Annotated in this window: 18 protein-coding genes; 11 read left to right on the forward strand and 7 right to left on the reverse strand. The window is 74.4% G+C overall.

What is annotated here, in order from left to right:
• Positions 1-13: 13 nt before the first annotated feature.
• The gene (locus VMV22_07065; protein ID HUY22085.1) at positions 14-991 is read right to left on the reverse strand and encodes an oxygenase MpaB family protein; all 978 of its coding nucleotides are present in this window, start codon (positions 989-991) and stop codon (positions 14-16) included.
• 238 nt (positions 992-1,229) lie between these two features.
• On the opposite strand from VMV22_07065, the gene VMV22_07070 reads away from it, so the two are divergent.
• The 7 genes from VMV22_07070 to VMV22_07100 all read left to right on the forward strand — a co-directional run bounded on the left by VMV22_07070 (position 1,230) and on the right by VMV22_07100 (position 10,572).
• On the forward strand, positions 1,230-2,069 hold the full coding sequence (locus VMV22_07070; protein HUY22086.1) for an enoyl-CoA hydratase-related protein: 840 nt from the start codon (positions 1,230-1,232) through the stop codon (positions 2,067-2,069).
• Positions 2,070-2,090: 21 nt separating this feature from the next.
• Entirely contained in the window at positions 2,091-3,290 is a 1,200-nt protein-coding gene (locus VMV22_07075) for a cytochrome P450 (protein HUY22087.1), read from the forward strand.
• Between the two features lie 165 nt (positions 3,291-3,455).
• On the forward strand, positions 3,456-4,451 hold the full coding sequence (locus VMV22_07080; GenBank protein ID HUY22088.1) for a cyclic nucleotide-binding domain-containing protein: 996 nt from the start codon (positions 3,456-3,458) through the stop codon (positions 4,449-4,451).
• A 40-nt stretch (positions 4,452-4,491) separates the two neighbouring features.
• Entirely contained in the window at positions 4,492-6,039 is a 1,548-nt protein-coding gene (locus tag VMV22_07085) for an NAD(P)/FAD-dependent oxidoreductase (GenBank protein HUY22089.1), read from the forward strand.
• Positions 6,040-6,178: 139 nt separating this feature from the next.
• The gene (locus tag VMV22_07090; GenBank protein ID HUY22090.1) at positions 6,179-7,528 is read left to right on the forward strand and encodes an adenylate/guanylate cyclase domain-containing protein; all 1,350 of its coding nucleotides are present in this window, start codon (positions 6,179-6,181) and stop codon (positions 7,526-7,528) included.
• Between the two features lie 132 nt (positions 7,529-7,660).
• Complete coding sequence (locus VMV22_07095; protein ID HUY22091.1) at positions 7,661-8,377, forward strand: ABC transporter ATP-binding protein; 717 nt, start codon at positions 7,661-7,663, stop codon at positions 8,375-8,377.
• A complete protein-coding gene (locus tag VMV22_07100; protein HUY22092.1) occupies positions 8,374-10,572 on the forward strand; it encodes a histidine kinase in 2,199 nt (732 codons plus the stop codon). The genes VMV22_07095 and VMV22_07100 overlap by 4 nt, the downstream gene beginning before the upstream one ends.
• Before the next feature lie 67 nt (positions 10,573-10,639).
• On the opposite strand, the gene VMV22_07105 is transcribed toward VMV22_07100, so the two are convergent.
• From VMV22_07105 to VMV22_07115, 3 genes are all read right to left on the reverse strand, one after another.
• Positions 10,640-11,032, reverse strand: a complete 393-nt coding sequence (locus VMV22_07105) for a response regulator transcription factor (GenBank protein ID HUY22093.1) — start codon at positions 11,030-11,032, stop codon at positions 10,640-10,642.
• Between the two features lie 204 nt (positions 11,033-11,236).
• On the reverse strand, positions 11,237-11,902 hold the full coding sequence (locus VMV22_07110; GenBank protein HUY22094.1) for a response regulator transcription factor: 666 nt from the start codon (positions 11,900-11,902) through the stop codon (positions 11,237-11,239).
• A gap of 48 nt (positions 11,903-11,950) precedes the next feature.
• Positions 11,951-12,799 carry an MBL fold metallo-hydrolase gene (locus VMV22_07115; GenBank protein HUY22095.1) on the reverse strand — a complete coding sequence of 283 codons (849 nt, stop codon included), beginning with the start codon at positions 12,797-12,799 and terminating at the stop codon, positions 11,951-11,953.
• Positions 12,800-13,023: 224 nt separating this feature from the next.
• Between VMV22_07115 and VMV22_07120 the strand changes: the two genes are divergently transcribed.
• Positions 13,024-15,432 (forward strand): FtsX-like permease family protein, encoded by a 2,409-nt coding sequence (locus VMV22_07120; GenBank protein ID HUY22096.1) that lies wholly within the window; start codon positions 13,024-13,026, stop codon positions 15,430-15,432.
• 87 nt (positions 15,433-15,519) lie between these two features.
• On the opposite strand, the gene VMV22_07125 is transcribed toward VMV22_07120, so the two are convergent.
• Positions 15,520-16,791 (reverse strand): glycosyltransferase, encoded by a 1,272-nt coding sequence (locus tag VMV22_07125; protein ID HUY22097.1) that lies wholly within the window; start codon positions 16,789-16,791, stop codon positions 15,520-15,522.
• Positions 16,792-16,908: 117 nt separating this feature from the next.
• On the opposite strand from VMV22_07125, the gene VMV22_07130 reads away from it, so the two are divergent.
• Positions 16,909-19,413, forward strand: coding sequence for an FtsX-like permease family protein (locus VMV22_07130; GenBank protein HUY22098.1), 2,505 nt, complete (start codon positions 16,909-16,911; stop codon positions 19,411-19,413).
• Positions 19,414-19,543: 130 nt separating this feature from the next.
• Here the strand turns inward: VMV22_07130 and VMV22_07135 are convergent, their stop codons facing one another.
• Positions 19,544-20,842, reverse strand: coding sequence for an acyl-CoA dehydrogenase family protein (locus VMV22_07135; protein ID HUY22099.1), 1,299 nt, complete (start codon positions 20,840-20,842; stop codon positions 19,544-19,546).
• A 50-nt stretch (positions 20,843-20,892) separates the two neighbouring features.
• Here VMV22_07135 and bioB point away from each other — a divergent pair, with 50 nt between their 5' ends.
• Positions 20,893-21,993, forward strand: a complete 1,101-nt coding sequence (bioB, locus tag VMV22_07140; protein ID HUY22100.1) for a biotin synthase BioB — start codon at positions 20,893-20,895, stop codon at positions 21,991-21,993.
• A gap of 60 nt (positions 21,994-22,053) precedes the next feature.
• Here bioB and VMV22_07145 read toward each other — a convergent pair whose 3' ends face one another.
• Positions 22,054-22,686 (reverse strand): GrpB family protein, encoded by a 633-nt coding sequence (locus VMV22_07145; protein ID HUY22101.1) that lies wholly within the window; start codon positions 22,684-22,686, stop codon positions 22,054-22,056.
• Positions 22,687-22,760: 74 nt separating this feature from the next.
• Here VMV22_07145 and VMV22_07150 point away from each other — a divergent pair, with 74 nt between their 5' ends.
• Complete coding sequence (locus VMV22_07150; protein HUY22102.1) at positions 22,761-23,555, forward strand: SDR family oxidoreductase; 795 nt, start codon at positions 22,761-22,763, stop codon at positions 23,553-23,555.
• Positions 23,556-23,580 lie beyond the last annotated feature (25 nt).

Raw genomic sequence — 23,580 nt, forward strand, 5'->3', positions numbered from 1 at the left:
GGCCAACGGGGCCTCAACCCTCGTCCAACTCGGCCCGCACGACCCGCCGGTGGCCGGTACGGAGCCGCTGGGTGAGCCCGATGCTGGGCCGGCGCAACCCCACGTAGAGGCCGGGCAGCACCGAAGGGAACCGGGGGAGGCGCCGGTAGTGCTCGGTCAGCAGGGCATCGAGTCGACGCCCGAGCGCGAGGTCGACACCGGGGTCGAGGCCGAGGCGGTCGCCGAGGCGGGCGTCGAGGGTCGCCAGGGCGAGCGCCCGCTCGAGGCGCACGACGGGTGGCGGCACGCTCCAGTGGCGGAACCACAACACCTGACGGGCGACCTCCCGGCTGCGGGCGCTCGTGCCGAGCCGCTCGTCGGCGAGCATGCCCGAGAGGTAGGCCGCGAACGCCGCCCGGTCGCCGGGAACGAGCACGTCGGGGATACCGAGGAAGAGCGCGAAGGCCCGCATCTCGGCGTGGAAGGACTCGGCTTCGGCCGCGGTGAACGGGCGCACCCAGCGAGTGAACGCGGTCTCGGCCGTGTCCACGAGCGTGGCCCACACCCATGTCAGCAGGGAGGCGTCATGCGCCGTGTAGACATCGGCAGGGTCCCCGTAGACGCCGGCCTGCCCCGGACCGGCCTGCCCCGGACCGGCCTGCCCCGGACCGGCCTGCCCCGGACCGGCCGGGACGGCCAGGCTCCCGTGGATGTGGTCGTGGACCCGGTAGATCTGGCGCGCCGCGCCCCGGGCCACCCGGTCGTCCCCGAAGACGAGGCGCACGGCGGCGTCGGCGGTGGCCCAGGCCCGGCGCAGCGGGCGCGCCTGGAAGCGGCTGTGGTGCTCGACCCCGGCGGCGACGGCGGGGTGGGCCACCTCCATCACCAGCGCGCGCTGGACGAGCAGGGCCGTGACGGGCTGGGCGACCACCGTCCGCACGATGCTGTCGCGCCCGAACGGCGAGGGTGCGCTCGGGTCCAGCGTTCCGAGCACGGGCGGCGGGCCGGGCATCGCCGCGATGGTACGCGAGGGCCGCCGTGCGCCCGGGCCCCCCACGCGAGAACCCCCACCGTTCGGTGGGGGTTCTCGACTTTGGGGATTGCTGGAGTGTGGGGTTGGAACTGAAGGTGTCCGACAACAACATCGGCCGGCCCGGCCGGAACTTGAGGCCCGCAGCGCCCAACATTCCGACAACGGCCGGTCCGACCGGACGACCGGAACCGGAGCGAAGTCCGATAGGAATGGGCGCGTGGAGCTGAGCGACCTGAAGGTGACGCGCTACGAGGTGGCCGACGCCGTCGCCACCATCACCCTCCACCGTCCCGAGCGTCTCAACGCCTGGACGGGGCGGATGAACACCGAGTACCGGGCCCTGGTGGCGCGCGCCGCCGCCGACCCGTCGGTCCGGGTGGTGGTGGTCACGGGGGCCGGCCGGGGTTTCTGTGCCGGGGCCGACACGCGCGCGCTGGAGGGCCACGTCGAACGGGGCGCCTACGACCCGGGGACGGGGCCGGGCCTGGCCGCGCCCGGCTACGGGGTCCGGCCCGAATTCGACGCCGAGCTGGCGTACCACTTCGGGGTGCCCAAGCCGATCATCGCCGCCGTCAACGGGCCCGCCGCGGGCGTCGGGTTCGCCCTGGCGTGCTACTGCGACCTTCGCTTCGCAGCGGCGGGAGCCAAGCTGACCACCGCCCACGGGCGGCTGGGCCTGCCGGCGGAGTTCGGGCTGTCGTGGCTGCTGCCGCGCCTGGTGGGCCTGACCCGCGCCGCCGACGTGCTGTTCTCGAGCAGGGTGCTGCTGGCGGAGGAGGCGTTCGAGATCGGGCTCGTCAACCGCGTCCTGCCGCCGGACGAGCTCATGGAGGCGGTGGTCGCGTATGCCCGCACCCTGGCGACCGAGGTCTCACCCGCGTCGCTGGCGGCCACCAAGCTGCAGATGTACACCGACCTCCACCGCGACGCCGCCACGGCCGTGGGCGACGCCGAAGCCCTCCTGCGCTCCATGATGACCGGCGCAGACTTCGCCGAGGGGGTCGCCGCACTCGCCGAGCGCCGCCCGCCGCGGTTCGCCGACCCGGCCGCTCCATAGCCCGCTCGATAGGGTGTCGCCGTGTCCGAGTGGCGACGACCGGGGACGGCGCTGGCGGCCGGGCTGCTCGACCCCGAGCTCTACGTCACCGACCCGCACCCGCTCTACGCCCGGCTGCGGGCCGAGGCGCCCGTGTCGTGGAACGACGAGCGCGGCTTCTGGGCCGTCGCCACCCATGCCGCCGTGTCCGCCATCGAGAGCGACCACGCCACCTTCTGCGCCGGGCGCGGCATCCTGGTCGAGGAGATCGGCACGACGTACGCGTCGCCGCCCACGATCATGCACTCGGACCCGCCGGTCCACACCCGCTACCGGCGGCTCGTGCAGCCCGGGTTCAAGCCGTCGGTCGTGCGGGGCCTCGAGCCCGTGGTGCGGGCACGCACCGCCGCGCTCGTCGACCGGCTCGACGCCGGCACCCCCGCCGACGTCGTCGCCCTGCTCGGCGTGCCACTGCCCCTCCAGGTGATCAGCGAGATCCTGGGCGTGCCCGACGACGAATGGGAGCGGTGCTACGAGTGGTCCGAGGCGGTCATCCCCGGAGCGACGGACTGGCCCGAGGAGCGTCGGGCGCAGCTCATGGCGGAGATGGTGGCGTACCTCGTGGGCGCGGCCAAGGACCGTCGGGCCCGTCCGCGCGACGACGTGCTGACCCAGTTGGCCCAGGCCGAAGTCGACGGCGAGCAGCTGAGCGACGACGAGCTCGGCATGTTCCTCGTGCAGCTCCTCGTGGCCGGCAACGAGACGACGCGCGACCTCGTCAACTCGGGCCTCGTGGCCTTCGCCGACCATCCCGGCCAGTGGCCGCGCCTGCGGGCCGACCGTTCGCTCGTCCCCGGCGCCGTCGAGGAGATGCTGCGCTGGACCTCCCCGGTGGTGTCGTTCATGCGCACCGCCACGCGCGACACCACGGTGGGCGGCGTGCCCGTGGCCGAAGGGGAGCCGGTCCTCATGCTCTTCGCCTCGGCCAACCGCGACGAGGACGCCTTCGGGCCCACGGCGTCGGTGTTCGACGTGGGCCGGGCCCCGAACCCCCATCTCGCCTTCGGACAGGGGAACCACTTCTGCCTGGGTGCCGCCCTCGCCCGGCTCGAGGGCCGGGTCGTCCTCGAGGAGCTGCTCGACCGCTTCGCCGGCGTGGAGCGGGCCGGCACCGTCGAGCGGACCCCCTCCTCGGTGGTGAGCGGCATGCGCCGGGCCGAGCTGCGCTTCCTGCCCGCCTGACCGGCAGCCTTGACGGGGAGGCTTGACCGGCAGCCTGACGGAGAGGCCCGACCCGAAGCCTGGGCCCCGGTGGTGCCAACCCCCCCGGCGGACACCGGCCCTCACCCTTGGGTCGGCGGCCGCCGCTCGGTATGGTGCCAGCAGGAAGCCGGGCAGGGAGGCACCATGCGCATCGAATCCTCTGTGACGTCCATCTCGTGGATCCCCTCGGAGGCCATCGGGGGTGCCACCAAGCTCCCCTTCGAGACGGGCGTGGCCCACTACGACCAGCCGCCGCCCGACGTCATCGAGGACCTGGACACGCTCCGGCGCGAGGGCCGCTTCCGGTTCGCCAACCGGCTCCAGGGCTGGATCGAGGTCGAGGGCGGGCGCATCGTGGGCCACGGCCAGTCGGGCGGGGGGCTCATCTGCTCGACGCTGCTGCGCCTCGGGAAGAAGGAGGTCGCCTTCGAGGCGGTGGCCCTCCCCGACCTGCACCCCGGTCCCGAGGTCGGTGCCACCGAGGTCACGTTCTTCCAGACGGCGGGAGGTCGCACCGGTGTGCCCGCCCCGCGCCGGGTGCGTCGGGCGCCCTACGTGCAGTTCGCGGCGCCGCTGGCGTGGACCACGCTCGCCCTCACGGTCCGTGCCGACGGGACGTCGTCGTTCACGCTGACGGGCGCCAGCAGCTTCCCGCGCCACTGGGTGTACGACGGCGGCGGCAAGCTGGCAGCCAAGTCGGGGATGATCGACTTCTCCAACTGGTACCGGCGCGCCTTCGGCAAGCACAGCCCCTGGGGCGACCAGGACTCCGAGGCGCTCACCACCGAGGTGGAGTCGGCGCTCGAGCGCCAGTTGTCGCTGACGCTCATGCAGGGGGGCGCCAAGCCCAAGGTCCGCACGGTCAAGGCGGGCGCCGCCGTCACCGAGCAGGGCGCCGAGGAGGACGACGTGTTCCTCGTGCTCGACGGCGTGGTGCGGATCGAGGTCGACGGCGAGCGCCTGGCGGAGTACGGGCCGGGGTCGATGCACGGCGAGCGCGCCGTGCTCGAAGGCGGCCGCCGCACGTCGACGGTGCGCGCCGTCACGGCGTGCAAGCTCGCCGTCGCCCCCGCAGACCGCATCGACCGGGCGGCGCTGGCCGAGCTGAGCGCAGGGCACCGGCGCGAGGAGCAGCGCTGAGGTTGCCCTCGCCCTGCGGGCGCGCCTAGGCAGGCCCGCAGTGGACGACGTCGACGCCGTGGTCATCGGCTCCGGGCCCAACGGCCTGGTGGCCGCCGCGCTCCTGGCCCGCGCCGGGTGGCGCGTGACCGTCCTCGAACGCTCGGCGGTCGCCGGCGGGGCCGTGCACAGTGGCGCGCTCAGCGTGCCGGGCTACGTGCACGACACCTACTCCGCCTTCTACGGCCTGCTGCACAGTTCGCCCGTCCTGCACGAGCTGGGGCTCGACCGCGCCGTCGAGTGGGCGCACTTCTCCGTGCCGGTGGCCGCCGCGGTCTCGCCCGACCACGTCGCCACGGTGCACGCCGACGTGGCCCGCACCGCCGAGGGGCTGGCCCGGCGGGCCCCGGCCGACGGCGCCGCCTGGCGGGAGCTCTACGGCTGGTGGCAGGGCGTCGGCACGGCCTTCCTGCGGCAGATGCTCGGCCCCGTGGGCGCGCCGGGGCCCGGCCTCGCTTTCGCCCGCCGGGCGCGTCGCCGCGGCCTGTTCGACACGACCCAGCTGATGCTGGCGCCGATGGAGGCGCTCGCCACCGGGCGCTTCACCGACCCCGCGGCCCGGGCCCTGCTGGCCGCGGGCGCCTCCCACGCCGACGTGGCCGTCGACAGCCCCGGGAGCGTCCCCGCCGCGCTCATCCTGGCCATGGCCGCGCAGCAGGTGGGCATGCCCGTGCCCGTCGGCGGTGCCGGCCGGCTGGCCGCCGCGCTGGTGGGCGCCGTGGAGGAGGCCGGCGGGGTGGTGCGCTGCGGCGCCGAGGTGTCCAAGGTGGTGGTCGAGCGCAACCGCGCCACCGGCGTGGAGACGCGCGACGGCGGCCTCGTGCGGGCCCGGCGGGCCGTGCTCGCCGACACGGGGCCGGGCGCGCTCTTCACCGGCCTGGTGGGAGCCGACGCGCTCCCGGCGCGCTACCTCGACGGGGTGCGCCGCTTCCGCTACGGCACCGGGGTGTTCAAAATCGACCTGGCCCTCGACGGCCCCGCCCCGTGGTCCGCGCCCGAGCTGGCGGCCTGCGGCGTGGTCCACCTCACCGGCGACCTCGACGACATGGCCCGGGCCGCCTACGAGGCGCGGCACGGCATCGTCCCGGGCCGGCCGATGCTCATCGTGGGCCAGCAGTCGGTGGCCGACCCGAGCCGGGCCCCGGCCGGGGGCCACACCCTGTGGATCGAGACCCACGTGCCGCCGGTGCCGCGCTCGTCGGGGTCGTGGGCGGCGGCGCGCGACGCCTTCCTCGACGTCGTGCTGGCGCGGCTCGAGGACCATGCCCCGGGGCTCGGGCCCCGGGTGGTGGGGACGGCCGTGCGCACGCCCGAGGACCTCGAGCACGAGAACCCCAACCTGGTGGGCGGCGACCTCGGGGCGGGGTCGTCCGCGCTCGACCAGCAGCTCGTGTTCCGGCCCGTGCCGGGGTGGTTCCGCTATGCCACGCCGGTGAAGGGCCTCTACCTGTGCTCGGCCTCGGCCCACCCCGGGGGCGGCGTGCACGGCATGGTGGGTCGCAACTGCGCCCACCGGGTGCTGTCCGACCGTCGCCGGCGCCGGATCTGACGCCGGGCCGGCGCCGGGCCGGGGTGACCGGGTCGGCGCCCGACCGGGCCGGCACCCCGGGGACACACCGGCTGGCACCCCCTCACGCCGGGGGCGCGCACCCTTGACCCTCCCCGTCCCGTCCGGCCAAATAGGGGGCATGCCCGAGGGCGCCATCAGCGTGTTCCTGGCCGACGACAACCTGATCGTGCGCGAGGGCGTGCGTGCCCTGCTCGCCCTGGAGCCGGACGTGGAGGTGGTCGGCACCGCCGCCGACTACGACGAGCTCGTCACGGGCGCGGGCAAGCTCGCCCCCCAGGTGGTCGTCACCGACATCCGCATGCCCCCGACCTTCCAGCAGGAGGGCATCGAGGCCGCCCACGAGATCCGCAAGCGGCACCCCGGCACCGGGATCGTGATCCTGTCGCAGTTCGACGACCCCGAGTACGCCATCTCGTTGCTCGACGAGGGCGCGGCGGGCTGCGCGTACCTCCTGAAGGACCACATCGCCGAGGGGGACCAGCTCATCCGGGCCGTGCGGGCCGTGGCCACGGGGGGCTCGGTGCTCGACCCCACCATCGTCGAGTCCATGGTGCACCCCGTCACCGACACCGGCGAGCTGACCGAGGTCGAGGAGGACCTCCTGCGCCTGGTGGCCGAGGGTCGTCCGATCAAGGCCATCGCCGTGGCCCAGGGCACCACCCCGGCGGCCGCCGGCGACGCCGTGGAGAAGCTCTTCCTCCGCATCGCCCAGCAGGCCAGCGCGGGCGGGCAGAACTCGCTGCGCCGCCTGCGCATGCTCCACGAGGCCATCGTCAACCGCGAGGAGCAGGGCGAGACGCTCAGCCGTCTGCTCCCCGGCGGCGTGGCCGACCTCCTCGTCCGCCAGGGTGCGCGCGTGGGCGAGACGGCCTCGCTGGTGGTGAGCGTGCTCATGTCCGACATCCGCGGCTACTCCACCATCGCCGAGCGCGCCGACCCCAGTGCGCTGGCCGGCCAGCTGAACACCCATCGCGCCGAGATGAACCGTGCCATCCTCGACGCCGACGGCACGGTGATGCAGTTCGTGGGCGACGCCGTCATGGCGGTGTTCGGCGCGCCGGTGCCGTTGCCCGACCACCCGGCGCGCGCCGTGCAGGCCGCCCTGCGGATGCACCTCGCCCAGGAGAAGGTGAACGAGCGGTGGGCCGAGGCCGGCCTCCCCGCCTTCGAGCTCGGCATCGGCGTCACGACGGGGCCGGCAGCGGCGGCGCTGCTCGGGTCCGAGGAGCGCCTCGAGTACACACTGGTCGGCGACACCGTCAACCTGTCCCAGCGCCTGCAGCAGTGGGCGGAGCCCGGGGAGACGGTGCTCAGCGAGGCCACCTACCAGGCGCTCGACGACCCGCCGCCGGCGGTGGCCATCCCGCCGGCGCTGGTGAAGGGGCGCGAGGCGCCGGTCTCGGCGTGGAAGGTGGCCGCCGGCACGAGGGCACCGGAAGCGGTGGCCGGCGACGCGGGGACGGCGTAGGGCGCGACGCGCACCACGCCAACGGGCCAACGGACACCACGACACCACGGACACCACGGACACCACGGACACCGACACCACGGACACCACGGACACCACGGACACCGACAAGGGAGTACAGGCATGCATGTGATGGAGGCACGAGGGGTCCGCAAGACCTACGAGGCGGACGGCGCCCCGGTCCGGGCCCTCCGGGGCGTCGACCTCACCATGGACGACACCGAGTTCGTGGCCGTCATGGGCCCGTCGGGGTGCGGCAAGTCCACACTGCTCAACCTGGTCGCGGGGCTCGACACCCCGACGGAGGGGGAGATCCTCGTCGCCGGCGAGTCGCTCGCCGACAAGGACGAAAACGCCCTCGCCCGCATGCGACGCGCCCACATCGGGATCGTCTTCCAGTTCTTCAACCTGCTCGAAGGGATGAGCGTGCTCGAGAACGTCACGCTCCCGGCGGTGATCGCCGGCGCCAAGCGTCGTCAGGCCGAGAGCCGGGCCCGGGACCTGCTCGACATGCTGGGCCTCGCCGACAAGCACGGCGCCGCGCCGGGCGTGCTGTCGGGCGGCCAGCGCCAGCGCCTCGCCATCGCGCGTGCGCTGGCCAACAAGCCCACCCTCCTGCTGGCCGACGAGCCCACCGGGGCGCTCGACTCCGAGGGCGGGCTCGAAGTGCTCGAGCTGTTCCGCCGGCTGCACGCGGGCGGGCAGGCGATCCTCCTCGTCACCCACGACGACACCGTCGCCGAGGCCGCCACCCGGATCGTGCGGATGCGCGACGGCCGCGTCGAGGACGACGGGACCGGCACCGTGAGCAGTGTGCCGGCGGCGGCGGGGTCTCCCTCGGGCACATGACGCACGTGGAGGTGGCCGCCGACCGGCCGCGCGTGGTGGCGGACGTCGCGGCCGCGCGCCGTCCCGTCACGTCGCTGGCCGCCGCCGTCCTGGCGGTCGTCGCCGTCGCCGCCGGGGTCTACGCGCCCGTGCTCGGCCGCCACGGCAACGTGGCCACCGAAGCCGTCCGGGCCGTCCTGGTGGGCGCCTTCGCCCTCGCCGGGACCTTCGCGGTGGTGCGCCGGCCCTTCGAACGACAGGGCGTGCTCGTGCTCGGGGGCACCGCCCTGGGCGCCGTCGCCGGCTTCATGGCGGCCGTCGTGCAGGCGCACGCCCACGGGACCGCCGTCGGCGCCACGGCGCTGTCGATCGCCCGGTTCGTCGAGCCGGTGGCGGTCGCTCTGCTGCCGGTGGCCGCCATGCACCTCCTGCTCGGCCTGCCCGACGGGAGCTGCCGCCTCAGCCGGGCCGCCATCGTGGGCGGCTACGTGGTGGGCGCGGCCATCGGCGTGGCCCTGTGGACGCGGCGCCCGGCGCTGCCGCTGTGGCCCGTCGGCGTCGAGGCCATCGTGGGCGGCTCCATCGGCGTCATCGGCTCGCAGCGTCGCTACACGCGCTCGCGCGGCGTCGAGCGCCAGCGCATGCAGTGGTTCGGCTGGGCCATCGCCGTGGGCGGCGAGCTGCTCGTGGTGTCGCTCGCCCTGCGCCTGCTGTGGGGATGGCCGACGCGCCCGTGGCTCGTGGTGATGGTGGCGAGCCTCCCCCTCGCCGTGGCACTGGCCTTCGGCAGCTCGCGCCGGGTCGCCGGGCGCATCGACCGCATCCTCGCCCACACCGTGTCCCTCGCCGGGCTGACCGGCATCGTGGTGATCGTCTACCTCGTGATCGTCGTGGGCCTGGGCCGCACGCCCACCCGCCACGAGCGGTCGCTGCTGGCACTGTCCATGGTGGCCGCGGCGGTCGCCGCGCTGCTCTACGGGCCCGCACGCCAGCGGCTCACGCAGTACGCCAACCGCATCGTCTACGGCGAGCGCGAGGCCCCCGACACGGTGTTGCGCACCTTCGGCAGCCGGCTGTCGCGAGCCATCCCCATGGACGAGCTGCTGCTCCAGGTGGCCGAGTCCCTGCGCAAGACCCTGGGGCTGTCGTCGGCCGAGGTGTGGACCGGGTCGGGCGGCTACCTCGAGAAGACGGTGTCGGTGCCCGACACCAAGGTGGAGCGCCTGGCGCTGAGCGCCGACGAGCAGACCGTCGTCGCCCGCGCCGGCGTGACCGGCACGGCATGGGTCGAGATCTGGCTGCCCGCCCTGCTGCACGGCCGCGAGGACTCCATCGTGCGCGTCGCACCGACCACGCACTCGGGCCAGGTGCTGGGCCTCATCGTGGCGGTGCGGCCGCCCAACAGCGACCAGTTCACCGCCGACGACGACACCATGCTCACCGAGCTGGCCCGCCAGGTGGGCCTGGCCCTGCACAACGTGGAGCTCGACTCGGCGCTGCAGGCGTCGCTCGACGAGGTGCGCCGCCAGGCTGACGAGCTCCAGGCCTCCCGGGCCCGGATCGTGGCGGCGTCGGACGCCGCCCGGCGCCAGATCGAGCGCAACCTCCACGACGGCGCCCAGCAGCACCTGGTGGCCCTGGCCGTGAACGTGCGTCTGGCCCGCCAGCTGGCCCAGAGCGACCCCGAGGCCTCCGCCCAGATCCTCGACCAGCTGGGCGAGGGGCTCCAGGAGGCCGTGCAGGAGCTGCGGGCCCTGGCGCACGGCATCTACCCGCCGCTGCTGATCGACCGCGGCATCTCCGAGGCCCTTCGCTCCGCCGCGGGGCGCGCCGCACTGCCGACCGAGGTGGAGGCGGCGGGCCTGCGCCGCTTTACGCCCGACGAGGAGGCGGCGGTCTACTTCTGCTGCATGGAGGCCCTGCAGAACGCCGGCAAGCACGCCGGCGAGTCGGCGAGTGCCACCGTGCGCGTGTGGGAGGACGGCGGGGACCTGTTGTTCGAGGTGCGCGACACGGGCGCGGGCTTCGACGCCAAAGGCAACCTGGCCAAGGGGGCCGGGTTCGTGAACATGAGCGACCGGGTGGGAGCCATCGGCGGGTCGGTGACCGTCACGAGCGCGCCGGGCCAGGGGACGACGGTGGCCGGGCGGATCCCGGTGGGCGCCCCCGAGCCCACCCCCGAGGCTGCGCCCGCGGCCCCGGCTGCCAGCCACTGAACCACCGCCAGCCACTGAACCACCGCCGGCCAGCGGCCGCCGCCTGGCGACACGGCCGGTGACGGCGTCAGGCCGTGGGCGAGGCGGACTCCCCGTCGGCCCAGGCGGACGTGAGCACGTCCGGCCCGAACTGCTCCTTGTGGACATAGGCCACCGCCCCGCAGGTGCGGGCGTCGGCGGGGAGGTCGTCGGCGTCGTAGGTCGACAACAGGACCACCCGCACTTCGGGGTGGGCGGTCGTGATGCGGCGGGTCGCCTCGATCCCGCTGATGCCGTCCATGTTGATGTCCATGAGGACGAGCTGGGGGGCGAGCTCGGCCACCTTGTCGACGGCCTCCTCGCCCGACTTGGCCTCCCCCACGACGGTGAAGCCGCGCGTGGCACCCACCACCGACCGCGCTGCCAGGCGGAAAGGCATCTGGTCGTCGACGATCAGTACCGAGATCCCCTGGTCGGCCACGCTCATATCCTGGCAGCCCCCGGCGTCGTGGCCCAGGCTGACAGCACGACGCGCCCCGGTGGTGGCAGCACCCCCTCCCGCGGACCCCGCGCCCCGGTGGGCCCCGCACCCGCCCCGCACCCGCCCCGCACCCGCCCCGGGCCGCTGCGCGCCCGGGCCGCTGCGCGCCCGGGCCCGGCGGCGGCCGGCCCGCCGCGACCGGGGTCAGTCCTGGGCGGACAGGAAGAGCAGGACGGCCTTCACCCGGCGGTGCACGTCGGGCTCCTCGGAGAGGGCCAGCTTGGAGAAGATCGAGTTGATGTGCTTCTCGACGGCGCGCTCGGAGAGCACCAGCGACGCCGCCACGGCGGCGTTGTTCTTCCCCTGGGCCATCTCCGAGAGGATCTCCTTCTCGCGCGCCGTCAGGCGGTGCAGGGGCGAATCGTCGGGCCGGGCCCGCGCCGCCACCAGCGAGTCCACCACGACCGGGTCGATCACCGAACCGCCGCCGGCCACCTCGCGGATGGCCCCGGCCAGCTGGCCGATGTCGGAGACCCGCTCCTTCAGCAGGTAGGCGCGGCCCTTGGACCCCCCGTCGAGGAACGACAGCGCGTAGGCGGGCTCGGAGTACTGGCTGAGCACCACCACGCCCATGTGGGGATGGTGCTCGCGCAACACCGAGGCCGCCCGGATGCCCTCGTCGGTGCCCGTGGGCGGCATGCGGATGTCGGTGACGACCACGTCGGGGAGCTCGGCCTCGGTCGTGGCGAGCAGGGAGTCGTAGTCCTCGCACACCCCCACCACCTCGAGGTCGGGCTCGGAGTCGACGAGCTTGCGCACGCCCTCGCGCACGAGGTAGTTGTCCTCCGCCAGCACCACCCGGACCGCCATGGCGCAAGACACTAGGCCAGGCCCGAAAAGCCGAGGTGGGCACGGCCCTCAGGGGGCCGGCGCCTCCGGCAGGTCCACGACCATCCCCTCGACGGCGCCGTCCACCCGGACGGGGCCGTCGGCGAAGGACTTCACCAGCACATCGATGTCGTCGTCGGTGCGCGGGGGGTCGTGGTGGAAGAGCAGGAGGCGCCGGGCCCCGCCGCGCGCCGCCAGGCGCGCCGCGTAGCCGGCCGAGGCGTGGCCGAAGCTCGCCCGGGTGGCCAGCTCCTCGTCGAGGTACTGGGCGTCGTGCAGGACGAGGTCGCAGCCTGCCACGAGGGCGAGGGCGGCCTCGTGGTACTCGCCGAGGCCGTCGGGCCCGGGGCCGAGGGCTGTCGGGCAGTGGTCCGACAGGTACGCCAGCGACGACGAGCCGTCCGAGATCCGGTAGCCGAAGGTGCGCCCACCCTTGTGGGGGATCTCGAGCGCCCGCACCGTGAAGCCCTCGATGTCGTGCGTGCCGGGCTCGAGCCCACAGAAGCGCCAGCTGCCGCGCAGCTCCGCCGGCGTGATGGGGAACGTGGGGGGGGACATGAAGCGCCGCAGCACCGTCTCGGAGTCACCCTGGGCGGGCAGGTACACGTCGCAGCGGGCGTCGGGCCGGTCGGCGGCGGCGAAGAACGGCAGCCCCTGGGTGTGGTCCCAGTGGAGATGGCCGAACACGATGGCGCCCGCGAAGGGCTCGCCCCCGAGCAGCGGCGTCAGGCGGCGGATGCCGGTGCCGGCGTCGAGCACGAGGCTCGGGCGCTCGCCGTCGTGGGCCAGGGCCACGCACGACGTGTGGCCGCCGTAGCGGACGAAGTCGGGGCCGGGTGCGGGCGTGGACCCCCGGGCCCCGCAGATCGTCACCCGCACGGCCGGCCGCCCGCTCCCGGGGCGCGCGCCCGCCTCGTGCCCCGTGTCATGGCGTGATTTGGCCACGGCCGCCGGGCCCGGTCAAGGGTGGACCCTGGTGTGCCGCCGGGGATACTGGCCACACCCGGCGGCGGCCGGGGTGCTGGCACCCGATGCCCCACACCGGCTGCCTTCATTGGACGCCGGTCCCCGATCGACCACACTGACCCGGGGAGGTGGTGGTGGTGGGGGCGTTCAGACTGGTGTTCCGTGCCGAGCTGCGCCGGCGGTGGCGGTCGTGGCTCGCCCTGGCGGTGCTGATCGCCGTGGTCGGTGGCTTCGTGATGGCGGCGGCCGTCGCCGGGCGGCGAACGGCATCGGCGTTCCCGCGCTTCGTCGCCGCCTACGGTTTCGACAGCGCCGTCTACGCCTACCAGCCGGTCCCGAAGATCGCCGCTCTCCCCGAGGTCACCTCGGCCCGCCTGGTGCGCGGGCCGGACAACGGGCAACCGACGTGTGCGTGCTCGGGCCAGATCGACTCGGTGACCTTCGGTGTCCTCGTTCCCCCCGCCGGGAAGCCCATCTTCAAGCTCGTGGCGGGACGGCTGCCGAACCCGTCGGCCCCCGACGAGGTGATCGCCGCCTACCCGCTGCAGCAGGTGGGCGTGCACATCGGGACGGTCATCCACGTACCGTTGTACGCGGCCTCGCAGCTCGACGCGTACAACAACGCCACCGGCGCGCTGCCGACCCCCGCAGGCCCGGCGATGGCGTTCCGGGTCGTCGGGTTCGAGGCCTCGGAATTCGATTTCCCATCGGGCAGCACGCCGTCCTACGACATCTCCACGAGCGCGGCGTTCGCTCGCACGGTCCTGCCCCGGACCGCGTACGGCGACGTGTACTTCGTCCGGCTGCGCCACGGCGCCGCCGACCTGCCGCGCTTCGACCACGACGTGAGCGCGCTGGGTGCCCAGGCCAGCAACCAGGACGCCGCCTTGGCGTCGATCGAGGCGTCGATCCATCCCCAGGCCGTCGGGTGGTGGATCCTCGCCGCCTTGGCCGCCCTCGTCGGCGTGGCCATCATCGGCCAGGCCCTGTTCCGCCAGAGCATCGTGGAGGCCCAGGACTACCCCACCTTGGCGGTGCTCGGTCTCGAGCGCCGGGAGCTCGTCCTGCTCGGCCTGGCCCGGAACGCCGTGGTGGCGCTGTCCGGCGCCGTCGGGGCCGCGGCGGTGGCGGTGGCCATGTCCCCGATCGCCCCCCTCGGTGAAGCCCGGACGGCCGAGCCGTCGACCGGCGTCACCGTCGACCACCTCGTCGTGGGCCTGGGGGCGCTCGCCGTCGTGGTCGCGGTGGTGGCGCTCGGCACCTGGCCCGCGAGCCGGGCCGCGGGGACCCTGCGGCCCCGCGCCCGGGACGCGGCGTCACGCCCGTCGACCGTGGTCACCCGTCTGGCCGCCGCCGGCGCGCCGCCGAGCGCGGTCGTGGGCGTCCGCAACGCCCTCGAGCGGCGCAGCGGCGGGACGACCGTCCCCGTCGGCTCGGCCCTCCTCGGCACCGTCCTGGCTGTCGTCGCGCTGATCGGGACGGGGGTGTTCGGCGCCAGCCTGTCGCACCTCACGGCCACGCCGCGGCTCTACGGCGACGATTACCAGCTCAACTTCACCAACCCCAACGGGGGCCCGCCCGACCCTGCCCTGCTCCACAGCCTGGAGCACGACCCGGCCGTGACGGCGATCACCGAGGGCTTCGCCGTCGAGGTCGCCGTGGGCAAGGTGTCGGTGGGGGCGGTGCTCGGGACCCCCGTGCGGGGGCCGCTCCTGCTCACGTCGGTCCGTGGGCACGCACCGCGGGGCGACGGCCAGATCGGCCTCGGTGCCACCACGATGCGACAGGCCGGGGCCCATCTCGGGTCCGTGGTGCCCGTCACGGTGTCGACACCCTCAGGAGCCCGGCGCACGGTGCCGTTCCGGGTGGTGTCGCAGAACTCCTTCCCGGTGCTCGGCGGGGCTGTGAGCCTCGGGACCGGTGCCGCCGTCACCCTGGCGGCGTACGAGGATGCCGCGTGCCCGCCGGGCCCCGGGCGCGCCGGGTGCGTACAGGCCTTCGTCTCCCAGCCGATCGGTGGCGGGATCCTGGCGAGCGTCGTCCCCGGTCCGCGGGGTCAGGCGGCCGTGCACCACTACTTCAGCGCCTACCGGGCCATCACCGCGCTCCCGATCGTCCCGACGTCGCTCGTGAACTTCGGGGAGGCGGTGAACTTCCCCCTGATCTTCGGGATCATGCTGGCCGTGTCGGGGGCCGCCACGTTGATCCACCTCCTGGTGGTGAGCGTGGCGCGCCGGCGCCAGGAGATCGGGCTCCTCAAGGCGTTGGGGTTCGTGAACAGCCAGGTCGCATCGTCGGTCATCTGGCAGGCCACGACCATGGCGCTCATCGGCATCGTGATCGGCGTGCCCGTGGGCATCGTGATCGGCCAGGAGGTGTGGCGGGCGTTCGCCGACAACCTCGGCGTCGTCCCCGTACCCGTCGCGCAGGCGTGGCTCCTCGTCGCCCTCGCGGTGGGCGTGATGGTAGTTGCCAACGTGCTGGCCATCGCGCCCGCGCTGGTGGCGACACGTTCGCAGCCCCGCCAGCTCCTGCGGGCGCAGTGACCGGCGTGGGCGCCCACCCGACCACGGCGGCCGGTCGGTTCGCGCCGGGGCGGTTATGGCGGCGACCTGGGCGGTGACCGCCGCGCCCTACTGCCGCAACGCCGCCGCGACGTCCTGCGGCGACGGCATGGCGGCGATCTCCTCGGCGACCTGCCGGGCACGCGTCGCGTAGGAGGCGTCGCCGAGCACGGTGCGCAGGTGCGACCGCACGGCGTCCGCGGTCACCTCGCCCGGAAGCAGGCGGCGCGCCACGCCGGCCTCGGCGATGAGCTCGGCCACCGTGAAGTTGTCGGCGCTCTGCGGCAGCGCCACCGACGGGAGCCCGTGTGCCAGGAGCCCGAACATGGTGCCCGCGCCGGCGTGGTGGACCACCGCCGCGCAGTGCGGTAGCACGGCGGCCTGGGGCACGAATTGCTCCACGCGGGCATTGCCTGGAACCGGCCCCAGCGCCGCCGGGTCGTTGTCGCGCCCGATGGTGGCCAGGACGTTGACGGGCTCGTCCGCCAGGGCGTCGAGCACGAGGCGGAAGAGGTCGACGGCGTTGTTCGAGAAGGTCCCGAGGGTGACGTAGACGAGAGGCCGGCCAGGGTCGTCCCACGACACGGGCAGCGCCGGCGGATCGGGCAGCGGCAACGGCGACGGGCGCAGGGGCCGGGCCCGCTCCAGGCCGTCGGCCCCGTGGTCGAGCGACGTCGGGCAGATCGTCAGGGTCGTGCCGGCGTGGACGCCCGCCCAGGGCGCCGCGTCCATGCCGAGCTCGCGCCACATCGGCGAGACGGCGTCGGCCGCAAGGTCGAGGACACCGCGGTCCATGAGCGCGCCGATGGCGTGCATCACGCCGCGCGCCCCGGTGGCCGCCGCCGCCAAGGGGGCGGCGAAGGCGTAGGGGTCGAAGACGACGAGGTCGGGCTCCACCTCCCGGCACAGCGCCAGCAGGTCGTCGAGGACCAGGGCCGTGCCGACCTCGCCGAAGAGCCGGGGGACGAAGTAGGCCTCGATGCGCGCCGGCGCCAGCCCGTCGCCCGGGATCCCGCGGGTCCTGGCCCGGAGCGCCGCGAACCACTCGTCGAACGACGGGCCGGTGGCGCGGAAGGCCAGCCCGTGGCCGGCTACCGCCGGTGCCGCGTCGGGGCCGCTGGCCACGACGACGTCGTCACCCTGGGCCGCGAAGGCCTCGGCGAGCGGCAGCAGGGGCAGGATGTGTCCTGCCTGGGGCACACAGTTGACGACGATCCGCACCTCGCCTCCCGGGTGGGCGATCCGGGGGGGCAGGGTACCGCACTCCCCGCCGGGGGGCCGAGCCTCGCGTCGACGCGCCAGGATGCCGATGAGCGTGGTGCTGGCACCAGCGCGAGACACGGGCTGACGCCCTTGGACACCCCACCGGATCGGGCCACACTTCGATGCGGACGGGTCAGATCGACAGGCGGAGGTCGACCGGGACGTGGGTGGACCAGGGCTCGCCGGCGGATCATCGTGAGCGGAGGGCTCCCCCGCTTCGCCTGGTACCGGTTCCGGACCACCATCCGCGTCCGCGGGGGCGGGTATCTGACCCTCGTCGTCTTGGTCGGACTGGTGGGCGGGATCGCCATGGGGGCTGTGGCCGCGGCGCGCCGGACGCAGTCGTCGTTCCCCGCCTACCTGGCCAGCACCGATCCCTCCGACCTGGTCGACACGACGGCGAAGCTCGACCCGGTCTCGGGCGTCCCCAACTACGACCCGGTGGCGGTGCGCGCCCTCACCCGCCTCCCCCACGTCCGGCGCGTCGAGACCCTCGTGGGGTTCAACAACGTCCTCACCCTCGGGCCCGACGGCAACCCCGGCGGCGGCATCGGTGCGCACGGAGGGCCCCAGGCACTGCTCTACGGGAGCCTGGACGGCGAGTACTCCACTCAGGACCGCGTCTCGGTCGTCGCCGGCCGCATGGCCGACCCGCGACGGCCCGGCGAGGTCGTGATGACCGCCGCCGCAGCCGAGGAGTTCGGCCTGCACCTCGGTGCGACGGCGAGCCTGGGCTTCTACACCAATGCGCAGGCGGACGATCCCGCCTACGGCACGGCGCGCCTCGAGCCGGTGCGCCGCATCGACGTCACGCTCGTGGGCATCGTGTCGTCGAACGACGCCGTGGTCCGCGACGACACCGACAGTGCGACCACGTTCATCCTCTTCACGCCGGCGCTGGCGCGGCCTCTCGCCGTGTGTTGCGGGGCGTTCGCCGTGAGCGGGCTCCAGCTCGACGGCAGCAGCCGGGCGGTGAGCACGGTCGAGGGCGAGATCGCCCGGGCGATGCCGGGCATCCCGCCGAACTTCTACGTCACCTCGGCCACCGAGGCCAAGGCGGAGCGCGCCATCAGGCCCGAATCCCTCGCCCTGGGGGTGTTCGGCGGGATCGCCGCGGTGGCGGCCCTGCTGCTCGCCGGACTCGTGATCGGCCGCCAGCTGCGCGCCGGGGCCGACCAGGCTCGCACGATACAGGCGCTCGGCGCCGGCCCGGCCATGACCACGGCCGACGCGCTCTTCGGGATCGTCGTCGCCGTGATCCTGGGCGCCCTGTCGGCCGCCGCCGTGGCCGTCGGCTTGTCGCCCCTCGCTCCTGTCGGCGCGGCGCGGCCGGTCGACCCCACGCCGGGGGTGGCGGTCGACTGGACGGTGCTGGGTGCCGGGGTGGCCGTGCTCGTGGTCGGTCTCGCTGCGGTCGCCGTCGCGCTCGCGTACCGCCAGGCACCGCACCGGCTGGCCGGCCGGCCGCAGCGTGCGGCGGCGGCGAGATCCGCGCTGGCCAGGGCGGCGACGGCTTCGGGACTCCCGGCGCCGGCGGTGACGGGGATCGGCTTCGCCCTGGAGCCCGGGGGTGGTGCCGGCGCCGTCCCGGTGCGCGCCGCCATCGTGGGCGCCGTCCTGGCCATGACCGTGGTCGTCACGACCGTCGTCTTCGGCGCCAGCCTCGACACGCTCGTGGCACGCCCGGCGCTGTACGGATGGAACTGGGACGAGGCGCTCAACTCGTACTTCGGCGGTAATGCCGGCATCCCCGCGCCGCAGGCCAGGGCACTTCTCGATGCCGACCGGTTCGTGGCCGGGTGGACGGGCGTGTTCTACGGGACCGCCCAGATCGACGGGCGGACGGTGCCCGTCCTGGGGGCTCGCCCCGGCGCGGCCGTGGCTCCCCCCGTGCTGTCGGGAACGACCCTGCGCGCACCCGATCAGATCGTGCTCGGGGCCACCACGATGGCCGACCTGCGCGAGAAGTTGGGCGAGTGGGTCCGGGTGAGCCTGGCGGGTGGGGTCACGGCTCGGCTCCGCGTCGTGGGGACGGCCACGCTGCCCACCATCGGCTCCAGCGGCAAGCTGCACACCACCATGGGGACCGGGGCGATGCTGTCGTCGGCGATCGTCGAAGGCCAGACAGGCAACGGGAGCGATCCCAACGTGATCTTCGTCAGGTTCCGCTCCGGCGCGGACCCCACAGCGGCGCTGCGCTCACTGCGGCGGGTGGCCGCCGGCCTGAGCGCACAGGCGAACGGTCCGGTGTCCGTGCTGCCCGTGCAGCGTCCCGCCGAAATCGTCAACTACCGCTCCATGGGCACCACGCCCGCCTATCTCGGTGCCGGGCTGGCCGGCGGTGCGGTGATCGCCCTCGGGTTGACCTTGGTGGCGACCGTCCGGCGCCGACGACGCGACCTGGCCCTGTTGAAGACGCTGGGGTTCACGCCGCGACAGCTGGCGGCCGCCGTGGCCTGGCAGTCGAGTGTGGCCGTCGCCATCGGCACCGTCGTGGGGGTACCGCTCGGGATCGTGCTCGGTCGGGTCCTGTGGGACGTCTTCGCGCACCAGATCGACGTCGTGCCGGCACCGAGCATTCCCGGTCTCTCGGTCGCGCTCATCGCGCTGGCCGCGCTGGTGCTCGCCAACCTCGTCGCCGCCGTCCCCGGGCGCATCGCCGCCCGGACGTCGACGTCCCTGCTCCTGCGGGCGGAGTGACGCGCGCCCGCGCCGGCCGCACCCGGTCGTCGGCGCTCACCCGGTTGTCGGCGCTCACTCGGTCGTCGGCGCTCACCCAGTCGTCGGCGCCCACTCGGTCGTCGGCGCCCACCCGGTCGTCGGCGCCCACTCAGTCGTTGGCGCTGACTTCGGAGAGCAGGTCGGCGAACTTCGTGCGGGCGGCCGCACGCCGGGTGGGCACGTGCTCGGTGGGCACCTCGGCGGGCGTGTAACGCTTGAGCACCTGGCGGGCCACGGTCACCTTGTGCACCTCGTCGGGGCCGTCGTAGATGCGCGCCGCGCGCGCCGCACGGTACATGTGCTCGAGCGGCATGTCGGTGGAGAACCCGAGCGACCCGTAGGCCTGGATGGCGCGGTCGATGACGTTGTAGAGCACGCCCGCCCCGTAGTACTTGATCATGGCGATCTCGACGCGCGCCGCCGGCGCGCCGTCGCGGTCCATCTTCCAGGCCGCCTGCAGCGTCATGAGGCGGGCCGCGGCCATCTCGGCCATGGAGTCGGCCACCCAGCTCTGGACCATCTGCTTGTCGGCGAGCAGCGACCCGTGCAGATAGCGCGACACGGCCCGCTCGCACAGCATGTCGAAGGCGCGCTGGGACTGGCCGAGCCAGCGCATGCAGTGGTGGATGCGCCCCGGCCCGAGCCGCATCTGGGCCAGGCGGAACCCCTCGCCCTCGTTGCCGACGAGGTTCCCGGCCGGCACCCGGACGTCGCGGTAGACGATCTCGGAGTGGCCGCCGAACTTGCCGAAGTGCGGGAAGGGGTGCTCCATGGTGGAGACGTCGCGCACGATGTCGACGCCGGGCGTGTCGGCCGGCACGACGATCATCGAGCAGCCGACGTAGGGGTGCACGTCGGGGTTGGTGACGCACATCACGATGAGGAAGTCGGCGATCGACCCGTTCGACGTGAACCACTTGTGCCCGTTGATCACCCACTCGTCGCCGTCGCGCACGGCCGTGGTGGCGATGAGGGTGGGGTCGGCGCCCGCCCCCGGCTCGGTCATGGAGAAGGCGCTGCGCCGGGTGCCGTCGAGCAGGGGCTCGAGCCACTGGGCGCGCTGGTCCTCACGCCCCGACGCCTCGATCCCGACGGCCAGCAGCTCGGCGTTGCCGGAGTCGGGCGCGTTGTTGCCGAAGACGAAGGGGGCGATGAAGCAGCGGCCCAGCACTTCGTGGAGCAGGCCCAGGCGGACCTGGCCGAAGCCCATGCCCCCGAGCTCGGGCGGCATGTGCGCGGCCCACAGGCCCTGGCGCTTGACCTCCTCCTGGAGGGGGCGCACCGCCCGGGCGAGGTCGTCGCTCTCGAGGTCGAGGGTCTCGAGGGGCACGATCTCCTCGTCGACGAAGGCGCGTGCCCAGGCCAGCTTGGCCTCGTAGTCGGGTTCGGTCTCGAAGTCCCACGCCACGTTCCTGCCTCCTGTTCCGAGCCTCGTGGGCCGCCCGCTACCGTGTGCCGGTGCCTGCCGACGTGACCGCTCCCCCAACGCGTAGCACCGTCTCCCTCAGAGCGCCCGTCGAGCGCTGCCCGGTGCTCCTCCCCGAGCCCCCGAGCGCGTCCGGGGCCCGGGCCCGCATCGCCGCCGCCGGGGTGGCGCTGCTCGACGAGCACCGGCTCCTCGAGACCGAGGAGCTGGTGAGCCTGGCGGTGGTGCCCGACGAGTCGGTGATGGCACTGGCGTCGTTGGCGCACGAGGTGCGGCTGGCCTGGTGCGGCCCCACCGTGGAGGTGGAGGGGATCCTCTCCGCCAAGACCGGGGGCTGCCCCGAGGACTGCCACTTCTGCGCCCAGTCGTCGCGCTTCGACACGCCGGTGAAGGCCACCCCGTTCCTCGACACCGACGAGGTCCTCCGGGCCGCGGCGGAGACCGCCGAGCTCGGGGCCACCGAGTTCTGCATCGTGCTGGCGGTGCGCGGCCCCGACGAGCGCACCCTCACCCGCATCCTCGAGCTCGTCCCCCTGGTACGCGAGCGCACCGGGCTCAACGTGGCTGTGTCGGCCGGCATCCTCACCGACGACCAGGCGCGGCGCCTGGCGGTGGGGGGCGTGCACCGGTACAACCACAACCTCGAAACGGCCCGGTCCTACTTCCCGCAGGTCGTCACCACCCACGGGTGGGACGAGCGCGCCGAGACCTGCCGGCTGGTGCGCGCCCACGGCATGGAGTTGTGCTGCGGGGCGCTCGTGGGCATGGGCGAGTCCGACGCCCAGCGTGTCGAGCTGCTGCTCCAGCTGCGCGCCCTCGACCCCACCGAGGTACCCGTCAACTTCCTCAACCCCCGGCCCGGCACCCCGCTCGGCGACCGGCCCGTGGTGGGCGCCTGGGAGGCCATCCGCTGGATCGCCCTGTTCCGCCTGGCGCTCCCGGGCGTCATCCTGCGCTACGCCGGCGGACGCGAGGTGACGCTGCGGGACCTGCAGGCCATGGGCATGACCGCCGGCATCAACGCGCTCATCGTGGGCAACTACCTCACCACGCTGGGTCGCTCCCCCGCCGAGGACCTGCGCATGCTCGAGGACCTGCGCATGCCGCTCGGGGCGCTCACCGCCGCGCTGTAGCGCCGGGCGCCGGGCGCCGGGCGGCGGAGGCGGCGGTGGCGGAGGCGGCGGCGGCGGCGGTCAGTTGGGGCGCCACCCCGTGTGGGTCGCCCAGGCCTCGGCCCGCCCCATGATCGCGGCGATCACCGGCGACTTCGCCTCGGCGTAGTAGTTGACGTCGCGCCAGTGCCGGGCGGCCAGGCGGCGCTTGGTGTCTTCGTACAGGCGGCGGTCGTCGGCGTCGAGGCGCAGCCAGTCCCGGAACAGCACGTGGCGCCGCTCGTCGTCGGACCCCGCCGCCCACACGTGCACGTGCACGTCGCGCCCCGCCGTGCGGAACATGCGGTGGCCGGGCTCGCGCACCCGCAACAGGTAGCCGGCCCGCTCCAGGTCGGGCGCGAACGCGACCTCGTCGTCGGGGTCCTCCACCGTCACCTGGATGTCGACGATGGGCTTGGCGGCGAGCCCGGGGACCGCCGTCGACCCCACGTGGTCGATCCGCCGGGCGCGCCCGCCGAGGGCCCTGGCGATCGCGGCCCGCTGGCGCTCGAAGACGGCGGGCCATGTCGGGTCGGGATCGGCCAGGACCACGGGTCGCTCCTCGCGCCCGCCGACGAGGACGGCGTCGAGGTACGCGTCGAAGCCGGGGTCGCCCGGCACGCCGCCCCGCATGTCGCCCGGCATGTCGCCCGGCCCACCGGTCCGGTCCGTCACGGGGCCATCATTCCGTACCGCCTCTATCCTCGGGGCCGGGCGGGGACGGGCTCCGGCCGGCGAGGAGGCGGGACATGGCGCGGGTGCTCATCACGGGATGCTCCAGCGGGTTCGGGCGGGCCACGGCCGTCGAGCTGAAGAAGCGCGGCTACCAGGTGGTGGCCACGGCCCGGCGCCCCGAGACCCTCGCCGACCTCGACGTGGACCAGCGCCTGGCCCTCGACGTCACCGACGACGCCTCGGTGACCGCCGCCGTGGCGGCCGCCGGGGAACTCGACGTGCTCGTGAACAACGCCGGCATCGGCATCGGCGGCCCGGTCGAGCTCGTCCCCCTCGCCGAGGTGCGGCGTCTGTTCGACACGAACTTCTTCGGCGCGCTGCGCATGATGCAGGCGGTCCTCCCCGGGATGCGGGCGCGGGGCACGGGGACCATCGTCAACCTGTCGTCGGTGTCGGGGCGCGTGGCCGCCCCGCTGTCGGGGTTCTACGCCGCGTCCAAGTACGCGCTCGAAGCGGTGTCAGAGGCGCTGCACGTCGAGGCCGGGCACTTCGGCATCAACGTCGTCGTCATCGAGCCCGGCTACTTCAAGACCAACATCGGCGAGTCGCACCGCGACTTCGGGGTGGACGCGCCCCCCTACGACGAGCTCGAGGCGGCCACGAGGAAGATCGAGGAGCGCCTCGGTCGGGGTGAGGCGCCCGGCCCCGAGGTGGTGGCGGCCGCCATCGCCGACGCCGTCGAGGCGCCGGGCGTCCCGTGGAGGGTGCCGGTGGGGACCGATGCCGAGATGGTGCTCGGGGCGCGCGCCGCCCTGGACGACGCCGCCTTCGAGAAGGCCATGCGCGAGGTGCTCGGCCTCGACTGGTGAGCCCTGCGCCCTGCGCCCGGCGGTC

This window comes from Acidimicrobiales bacterium, from assembly GCA_035531755.1.
Classification (GTDB): domain Bacteria; phylum Actinomycetota; class Acidimicrobiia; order Acidimicrobiales; family UBA8190; genus DATKSK01.